Raw genomic sequence first — 10,392 nt, forward strand, 5'->3', positions numbered from 1 at the left:
TACACGTTGGGTTTGGAGGGTCCGGCGGTGACGGTGGATACGGCGTGTTCGTCGTCGTTGGTGGCGATTCATCTTGCTGCGCAGTCGATTCGGCAAGGCGAGTGTTCGATGGCGTTGGCGGGTGGCGTCACGGTGATGGCCTCTCCCAGCACGTTCGTCGAGTTCTCCCGGCAGCGCGGGTTGGCGCCGGATGGCCGGTGCAAGGCGTTCGCGGCGGCGGCCGATGGGACCGGCTGGGGCGAGGGTGTCGGTGTCTTGTTGTTGGAGCGGTGTTCGGATGCTGAGCGTGCTGGGCATGAGGTGTTGGCGGTGTTGCGGGGTTCGGCGGTGAATCAGGATGGTGCGTCGAATGGTTTGACGGCGCCGAATGGTCCTTCGCAGCAGCGGGTGATTCGGGCGGCGTTGGAGCGGGCGGGGTTGTCCGCTGTGGATGTGGATGCGGTGGAGGGGCACGGAACCGGGACGACGCTGGGTGATCCGATCGAGGCGCAGGCGTTGTTGGCGACTTATGGGCAGGGGCGCTCGGCGGATCGGCCGTTGTGGTTGGGGTCGGTGAAGTCGAACATCGGTCATACGCAGGGTGCTGCGGGTGTGGCGGGTGTGATCAAGATGGTTTTGGCGATGCGGCATGGGATTTTGCCGAAGACCCTGCACGTGGACGAGCCGTCCCGGGAGGTGGACTGGTCCTCAGGTGACGTCCGGTTGTTGACCGAGCAGCGGGCGTGGCCGGAAACGGATCATCCGCGCAGGGCGGCGGTGTCGTCGTTCGGGATCAGCGGCACCAACGCACACCTGATCCTGGAGCAGGCCCCGGCGACCACCACTGTCCACCCCGCTGTCGTGGCCGAACCCTGCCGATCGAGCCTGCCGTTCTTGATCTCCGGCGCCACCGAAGCCGGATTGCGCGGCCAAGCCGTCCGCCTTGAGTCCTATGTGGACGACAATCCTGAGCTGCCGATCGGCGACCTCGCCGCGGCTTTGGCGACCCAGCGCGCGGCACTGCCGCACCAGGCCGCCGTGATCGCCGATGATCGGGGCGGGCTGCGCGCCGGATTGCGCGCGCTGACCAGCGGCGAAACCGCCGGACGACTGCTCCAGGACACTCCGGTCGCCGGTGAAGTGGCCTTCCTGTTCACCGGGCAGGGCAGCCAACGCCCAGGAATGGGAAGCGAGCTCTACGACCGGATACCTGAATTCCGGGACGCCTTCGACGAGGTCTGCGCGGAGCTGGACCGGCACCTCACCGGACGTCCGCTGCGCGAGCTCGCCCACGCCGTTCCCGGCACGACGGAAGCGGAACTGCTGGACCGCACCGAATTCGCCCAACCCGCCCTGTTCGCCTTGGAAGTGGCCTTGTTCCGCCTCTGGGAGCAGTGGGGAGTCCGGCCGGACTACCTCGCCGGACACTCGCTCGGCGAGCTCACCGCGGCGCACGCGGCCGGGGTGCTGTCCCTGCCCGATGCCGCCGCGCTGGTCGTCGCACGTGGCCGGTTGATGCAGGCGGTGCCCGGTGGCGGCGCGATGGCGGCCGTCGAAGCGACCGAACGGGAACTGCTCGACGCGCTCCCCGCAGACCGGGGAGAGGTGGATCTCGCGGCGATCAACGGTCCGCGCTCGGTAGTCGTCTCCGGTGCGGCGGCCGCCGTCTCCCACGTCGCCGACCGGTTCGAGGAGGCAGGTCGCAAGGTCCGGCGGCTGCGGGTCGGCCATGCCTTCCACTCGGCCCGGATGGAACCGGTGCTCGCCGAGCTCCACGCCGTCGCCGCCGGCCTGACCTACCACGAACCGGAGATCGCGTTGGTGTCCAACGTGACCGGACGGCTCGCCGCGTCGGCGAGGCTGTGCACCCCGCAGTACTGGATCGAGCACGTCCGCCGGGCGGTGCGCTTCGCCGACGGGGTGCGGACCCTCGGCGAACTGGGCGTGCGGACGTTCGTCGAACTCGGCCCGGACGGGGCGTTGACGTCGCAGGCCCAAGCCGTGCTCGCCGACTCCACCGACAGCGCCTGCTTCCCGGTGCTGCGCCGCGATCGGTCGGAAACCGCTGCCACTGCCGCCGCGGCGGCCCGGTTGCACCTGCGGGGCGTCCCGGTGAACTGGCCCGCGTACTTCGCCGGTGCCGACGCCGGCCGAGTGCGACCGCCCACGTACGCCTTCCAGCACCAGCGCTTCTGGCCGGACCCCGTGGAACAGCCCGCCGGGTTCGGGCTGCGCGACGGTGGGCATCCGATGCTCGGCGCGGCGATCGAGCTCCCGGACGACGGCGTGGTGTGCGCGGGCGTGCTCTCGGCCGGGGCTCAACCGTGGCTGGCCGACCACACCATCCTGGACTCGGTGGTGGTCCCCGGAACCGCGGTCCTGGAAATGGTGCTGCGAGCCGGTTCCGAGGTCGGCTGCGACGTGGTCGAAGAACTGATCAACGAGGTTCCGCTGGTGCTGAGCACCGGCGCCGGGCTCGAAGTGCGCGTGGTGGTCGGCGGCCTCGACGATCAAGGGCACCGACAGGTCGCGGTCCACGCTCGGCCGGCGGACGGGGACACCGGACCGGAGTGGACCCGGCATGCCAGCGGTGTGCTCGGCGCGGCGGCCCCGGCCGCCCCGGAGGAGTTCCCGCAATGGCCGCCCGTCGACGCCGAGCCGCTCGACGTCACCGCCTTCTACGACGACCTGCTCACCCGCGGCTATTCCTACGGCCCCGCGTTCCGGGGCCTGACCGCGGCGTGGCGGCGCGGCGCGGAACTGTTCGTCGAGGTGTCGCTGCCCGAGGAGCAGCAGCGAGTCGCCCGGCGCTTCGGCCTGCACCCGGCGCTGCTGGACGCCGCCCTGCAGGCGATCACCCTCGGTGGGCTGGAGGAGAGCAGCGCGGACGCCGTCCGGTTGCCGTTCGCGTGGCGAGGAGCCCGCGAGCACACCTCCGGCGCCGCGGACCTGCGGGTGCGGCTCGCGCCCGACGGTGGCGGCGGAATCTCGTTGCGGGCGGCCGATTCCCGCGGGACTCCGGTCGCGACCGTGGATTCCCTCGTATCCCGTCCGGTCGAACCGGGCCGGTTGGCGAGTCGTCGGCCCGGCGAGTTGTTGCGGGTCGAATGGAGCGAGGTGCCCTTACCGGCGGATCCGGGCGAATCGGTGGAGGTGGATTCGGCGGCGGGGGTGCGATCGCTCGCCAGGTCCGGCGCGCTTCCCCCTGAGCACCTGATGTGGCATGCCGTGCCGGACGGCCAGGACTCCGATGCGGTGCACGAGTTGGCATCGCGGGCGTTGGACGTGGTCCAGGCGTTCCTCGCTGAGCCGGAGCTGTCGGCGACTCGGCTCGTGGTGGCGACCCGCACCGCCGACGCACCCGCGACCGGCGCGGTGCACGGCCTGGTGCGCACGGCCCAGGCCGAGCACCCGGATCGCATCGTGCTCGCCGATGTCGATCAGGCGTCCCGGCACTTGCTGGCCGCGGTGCGAGCGACCGGGCGGCCGCAGTTGGCGGCGCGGGACGGGAGGTTGACCGCGCCTCTGTTGCGGCGCCTCCAGCGCAGGCCCGACCCGGAGCAGCTGCGATCGAACGACGGCACGGTGCTGATCACCGGTGGTACCGGTGCGTTGGGCTCGGTGCTGGCGCGCCACCTGGTGACCGCTCACGGCGTGCGCCACCTGCTGCTGGTGAGCAGGCAGGGACCGGCGGCCCCGGGGGCCGGAGCGATGCGCCGCGAACTGGCGGACCTCGGTGCCGAGGTGCGGATCGTCGCGTGCGACGTGGCAGACCGCGCGGACCTGGAGCGCGCGCTCGCCGGTATCTCCGACGACCACCCGCTCCGCGGCGTGCTGCACGCGGCAGGCGTGGCGGACGACGGCGTGATCACCGGGATGACCCGGCAGCGGTTGGACCTGGTGCTGCGCCCGAAGGTGGACGCGGCGACGCACCTGCACGAGTTGACCCGCGACCTGGAACTCGACGCGTTCGTGCTGTTCTCCTCCGCCTCGGGGGTGCTCGGCGGCGCGGGCCAGGCCGGTTACGCGGCGGCGAACGCCTACTTGGACGCACTGGCCCGGCACCGCCGCGCCGGTGGGCTGCCCGCGGTGTCGCTGGCATGGGGCGAGTGGACGACCGGGATGTCCGAGCGGCTCGACGGTGCCGACCGGGCACGGCTGCGACGTGGAGGCTTTCTGCCGCTCGCGCCGGAATCGGCCACGGCGCTGTTCGACACCGCGCTGGCCGGGGACGACGAGGTGCTGGTGCTCACCAGGCTGGACACCTCGACCCCGAGCCCCGCGGAGGAGCTGCCGCCGATGTTGCGGGGTCTGCTGCCCGAACCCCGCCGGGTGGTCCGGGCGGGCCCGCCGGACCAGCGGTCCCTGGCCGACGGCCTGCGGCGGTCCGCACCGGCGGAGCAGCAGCGGGTTCTGCTGCAACTGGTCCGGACCGAGACGGCGCACGTGCTGGAGTCGGCCGAGCCGGATTCCGTGGCGCAGGACCAGGCGTTCAAGGCGATGGGATTCGACTCGCTGATCGCGGTCGAACTGCGCAACCGGTTGAACAGGGCCACCGGCCTGCGCCTGCCCGTGGCCGTGGTGTTCGACTTCCCGACCCCCGTGGAACTCGCCGACCGGCTGCGCGCGGAGCTGGTCCCCGACGGGACCCCGGAGGTCGAGCGCAGCGGCGCGGACGAGCTCCGGAGGGTGCTCGCGTCCGTGCCGATCGAGCGGTTCCGCGAAGCGGGCTTGTTGGAAGGCCTGCTGGAGCTCGCCGAACCGGGCCGGCGGGGATCGGACGGCGAACGGGGCGACCTCGACCGGATGGACGCCGACGACCTCGTGCGACGGGCCATGCGCGGTGCGGCGGAATGACCACGCGTCGACGACGGCGCGCCCCCGCGGGGTGCGCAGTGCGGAGGGGATCATGACGACCTCGCAGGAGCGGCTGGTCGAAGCCTTGCGGACCTCGCTGAAGGACAACGACCGGCTGCGGCGGGAAGCGGACCGCTCCGCGGAGCCGATCGCGATCGTCGCCATGGGGTGCCGGTTCCCCGGCGGGGTGCGGACTCCGGAGCAGCTGTGGCGGCTGGTCGCCGACGGGGTCGATGCCATGACCGATTTCCCCGCGGACCGGGGTTGGGACCTCGACGGGCTCTACGACCCGGATCCGGACCGGGCGGGGCGGAGTTACGTCCGGCAGGGCGGGTTCCTCGACGGCATGGCGGAGTTCGACGCGGAGTTCTTCGGCATCAGCCCGCGCGAGGCGTTGGCCATCGACCCGCAGCAACGGCTGCTGCTGGAGACCTGCTGGGAGGTGCTGGAGCGCGCGGGGATCGCCCCGCGGTCGGCGAGGGGACGCGACGTCGGGGTGTTCGGCGGCGTGATCAGCAACGACTACGCCACCCGGCTGCACCCCGTGCCGGGTGAGCTGGAGGGCTACGTCGGCACCGGCAGTTCCGGCAGCGCCGCCATCGGTCGCATCGCCTACACCCTGGGGTTGGAAGGCCCGGCGATCACGGTCGACACGGCGTGCTCGTCGTCGCTGGTGGCGATTCATCTTGCGGCGCAGGCGATCCGGCAGGACGAGTGCACCATGGCACTGGCGGGCGGGGTCACGGTGATGTCGTCGCCGGGCACGTTCGTGGAGTTCTCCCGACAGCGCGCCCTGTCCCCGGACGGCCGGTGCAAGGCGTTCGCGGCCGACGCCGACGGGACCGCTTGGGGTGAAGGCGTCGGGGTCGTGCTGCTGGAACGGTTGTCGGAGGCGCGGCGCTCGGGGCATCCGGTGCTGGCGGTGCTGCGCGGGTCGGCGGTGAACCAGGACGGCGCGTCGAACGGGTTGACCGCGCCGAACGGACCTTCGCAGCAGCGGGTGATCCGGGCAGCGTTGCGACGGGCGGGTCTGTCCGCCGCGGACGTCGACGTCGTGGAGGCGCACGGCACCGGAACCAGCTTGGGAGATCCGATCGAGGCGGAGGCGTTGCTGGCGACCTACGGCCGGAATCGCACGGCGGACCGGCCGTTGTGGTTGGGCTCGTTGAAGTCGAACATCGGCCACACGCAGGGCGCGGCCGGCGTCGCGGGCGTGATCAAGATGGTGCTGGCGATGCGGTGCGGAGTGCTGCCGAAGACGCTGCACGCCGACGAGCCGACGCCGAAGGTGGACTGGTCCGCGGGCGCCGTGCGGGTGCTCACCGAGCAGCTCACGTGGCACCGCCCGGACGGGCCCCGCCGGGCCGCCGTATCCGCGTTCGGTGCCAGCGGCACCAACGCCCACCTGATCGTCGAAGAGGTCGTAGCGGCCGACGCACCCCCGATGGAGCCGCACGGGACCGGCCCGGTCGCGCTGCCGGTGTCCGGCCACGGTGCCGGCGCCCTGCGGGAGCAGGCCGAACGGTTGTGCTCGCACCTGCGGGATCGCCCGGACCTGTCCCTGCCCGACATCGCCTGGTCGTTGGCGACGACTCGGTCGCCGCTGTCGCACCGGGCCGTCGTGGTCGCCGGGGACCGGGAGGCGGCGGCCTCCGCGCTGGTGGCGGTGGCGCAGGACCGGCCGGCCGCGGCAGCGGTCTCCGGCGCCGCCGACGTGGCCGGGAAGGTGGTGTTCGTGTTCCCGGGCCAGGGTTCGCAGTGGGCCGGGATGGCTCGTGAGCTGATGGCCACCTCCCCGGTGTTCGCGGAGCGCGTCCGGGAGTGCGAACAGGCACTTTCCCCGCACGTCGACTGGTCTTTGACGGCGGTGCTCGAAGACGCGGTGGAGTGGGAGCGGGTCGACGTCCTGCAGCCCACGTTGTTCGCGGTCATGGTGTCGCTGGCCGCGCTGTGGCGGCACCACGGGGTGCATCCGGACGTCGTGGTCGGTCATTCCCAGGGAGAGATCGCCGCCGCGTGCGTGGCGGGCGCGCTGTCGTTGCCGGACGCCGCCAGGGTGGTGGCGCTGCGAAGCAGGATCATCGCCGATCGGCTGGCGGGCCGGGGCGCGATGATGTCCGTGCTCGCGCCGCACGACGAGGTCCGGGACCTGCTGGAGCCCTGGGCGGATCGGCTCTGGACGGCGGCCACCAACGGTTCCGCATCGGTGACGGTGTCCGGTGCAGCCGACGCGATGGCCGAGTTCGGCCGAGCCCTGTCCGAAGCCGGGATGCTGCGTTGGCAGCTTCCCGGAGTGGATTTCGCCGGGCATTCGGGCCACGTGGACGAGATCCGGGATGAACTGCTCGACGCGCTGACAGGGATCTGCCCGGGGCCAGCGGAGATCGACCTCCACTCGACCGTGGACGGGTCGGTGGTGGACCCGGCTTCGCTGGACGCCGAGTACTGGTACCGGAACCTGCGTGAGCCGGTGCGCTTCGCGGACGCCGTCCGGGCACTCCTCGCCGACGGGTGCCGGACCTTCGTGGAACTGAGCCCGCACCCGGTCCTCACCACCAGCGTCCAGGAGATCGTCGACGACGCGGCGGGCGTGGCGGCGGTGGTCGCCGGTTCGCTGCGGCGCGACGACGGCGGCCAGGGCCGGTTCCTGACCTCGCTCGGCGAGCTGCACGTGCGCGGAGTCCCGGTCGACTGGTACCCGGGCAACGTCGGCCCGCGGCGCGTCGAACTGCCGACGTACGCCTTCCAGCGGGAGCGCTACTGGCTCGACGCGGCGAACTCCGCGGGGGAAGTGGGATCGGCGGGGTTGGACACCGTCGGGCATCCGCTGCTGGGTGCCGTCGTTCACGTCCCCGACGCCGACCGGGTGCTGCTGACCGGGCGGATCGGGCTGGCCGGGCAGCCGTGGTTGGGGGACCACCGGGTGTTCGGCATCGCCGTGGTCCCCGGTGTCGTGCTGGTGGAACTCGTGGTCCGAGCAGGGGACGAGGTCGGCTGCCGCGCCGTGGACGAGCTGGTGATCGAAGCGCCGCTGGTGCTGTCCGAGCGCGGTGCGACCCAGGTGCGGGTCACCGCGGGCGAACCGGATGCCCACGGCCGGCGGCCCGTCGCGGTGCACTCCCGCCCGGAAGGGGGCGACTCGGAGTGGACCCGGCACGGATCGGGTGTGCTCGCGCCGGAGCGACCCGAACCGGACTTCGACTTCGCCCAGTGGCCACCGGCCGGGGCCGAATCGGTCGACGTCGCCGAGGTGTACCCGCGCTTCGCCGAGGCCGGACTCGACTACGGGCCGGCTTTCCAAGGGTTGCGGGCGGTGTGGCGCCGCGGAGCCGAGGTGTTCGGCGAGATCGTGCTCACCGACGAGCAACGCGCCCACGCGGACCGGTACGGCCTGCATCCCGCGTTGCTGGAGTGCGCGTTGCACGCCAGCAGCTTCGCGGCAGGGCAGCGGGTCGGGACGCCTCGCGGCGAGGTACTCCTCCCGTTCGCCTGGAACGGCTTCGCGCTGCACGCGGCCGGCGCCACTTCGCTGCGGGTCAGGGCTTCGTCCTCCGGTGGGGGGACGGTGTCGCTGGACCTGGCCGACGGCGGCGGCCGGCCGGTGGGGGAGTTGGATTCGCTCGTGTTCCGGCCGATCTCCGGTGAACGGCTGGGCGCCGCACGGGGCACCGCGGCGGGAGATTCGCTGTACCGCCTCGGCTCGGTCGCCCTCCCGGTTCCCGAGCGCCCTGCGGCGCGGACCTGGGCGGTGCTCGACGCCGACGTCGGCGCGGACTTCCCCGCGGCGGCGCTGCCCGATCTCACCGCGTACACCGACCCGGAGGCGCCGTCGGCGACGGTGCTGGTGCTGGACGTGCGCGCTGCCGGAACCGACCCCCGATCCGCGGTCGGCCGGGTGCTCGTCGTGGTCCAGGCGTTCCTCGACTCCTCCCGCTGGGAGTCGTCGCGGTTGGTGGTGCTGACCGGCGGCGCGGAACCTGCCGTCGCGGCCGTGCGGGGGTTGGTGCGGTCGGCGCAGGCGGAGAACCCGGGCCGGATCGTGCTGGTCGACGTCGACGTCGACGTCGACCAGCAGGCGGTGCTCCCGGCCGCGTTAACGACCGGGGAACCGCAGGTCGTAGTGCGCGACGGAGCACTGTCGGTACCGCGCCTGGAACGGTTCACGGGCGCGGCCCGGACCGGCGAGGTGGCCGCGCCGGCGGCGTTCGACCCGGCGGGAACGGTGCTCATCACCGGCGGCACCGGCACGTTGGGCGCGGAGCTGGCTCGGCACCTGGTGACCGGCCACGGAGCGCGGCACCTCGTGCTGTGCGGCAGGCGTGGCCCGACGGCCCCCGGAGCCGTCGAGCTCGCGGCGGAGTTGGCCGACCTCGGCGCCGAGGCGTCCGTGATGGCCTGCGATGTGGCGGACCGCGAGGCGCTCGCCGAAGTGATGGCGGGGATCGCCGCCGAGCATCCGCTGACGGCGGTCGTGCACCTGGCCGGCGCGTTGGACGACGGGGTGGTGCAGGCGTTGACGCCGCAACGCCTCGATGCGGTGTTCCGGTCGAAGGTGGACGGCGCGCGGAACCTGCACGAACTGACCCGCGAGCTGGATCTGGCGGCGTTCGTGCTGTTCTCCTCGGTCGCGGGGACGACGGGCAGCGCGGGTCAGGGCAACTACGCGGCGGCCAACGCCTACCTGGACGGATTGGCCCGGCAGCGCCGAGCGGCCGGGCTGCCCGCGGTCTCGTTGGCGTGGGGACTGTGGGCGGCGGACACGGGCCTCACCGGTCATCTGACCGATGCGGACAGGGCCCGCATCTCCCGCAGCGGGATGCGCCCGCTGAGCACCGCCGAGGGGATGGCGCTGTTCGACGTCGCGCTGAGCGCCGGAGAACCCGTTCTGCTCCCGGTGCGCTGGAATCCGGACGAGGTGCGCGCCCGATCGGAGACGACCGGCGGGGAGATCCCGGCGGTCCTGCGCGGCTTGGTCCGCCCGGCACGCCGGAAGGCCATGTCCGGCGACGACTCCTGGGCCGGTCTGCTCGCCGATCTCCCGCCGGTGGAGCGGCATCGCCGAGTGCTCGACCTGATCCGCGCGGAGACGGCGACCGTGCTGAACCACACGACGACGGACGGAATCGGCGCGGAGCGCGCTTTCCGGGAACTGGGGCTGGATTCGCTCACCGGCGTGGAGCTGCGGAACCGTCTGGCGACCGGCGCGGGGCTGAGGTTGCCGGCGACCCTGGTGTTCGACCATCCGACACCGGCGGCGCTCGCCGATTTCCTGGCGGCGGAGATCACGGGCGTGCGGCGGGTTCCGTCCGCCGCGCCTGCCGCGGTCGGCCCGGTGCCGTCGGCCGATGATCCGGTTGTGGTGGTGGGTGTGGGGTGTCGTTTTCCGGGGGTGGATTCTCCGGAGGGGTTGTGGGGTTTGGTGCGTGATGGTGTGGATGCGGTGTCGGGTTTTCCGGTTGATCGGGGTTGGGATCTGGGTTCGTTGTTCGATTCGGATCCGGATTCTTCTGGGTCGTCTTATGTGTGTGCGGGTGGGTTTTTGGGTGATGTGGCGGG

Annotated in this window: 2 protein-coding genes; both read left to right on the forward strand. The window is 72.5% G+C overall.

All coding sequences use genetic code 11. The annotated features are described in order from the left end of the window. Window positions 1-4,836 (forward strand): type I polyketide synthase (locus tag ACWD38_RS29150; RefSeq protein ID WP_450125346.1); only part of this gene is annotated, 4,836 nt, incomplete at its 5' end. 52 nt (window positions 4,837-4,888) lie between these two features. Further along, window positions 4,889-10,392: SDR family NAD(P)-dependent oxidoreductase (locus ACWD38_RS29155; protein WP_450125347.1), on the forward strand; the 5,504-nt coding region annotated here is incomplete at its 3' end.

The sequence above is a fragment of the Saccharopolyspora sp. NPDC002578 genome (assembly GCF_053592695.1).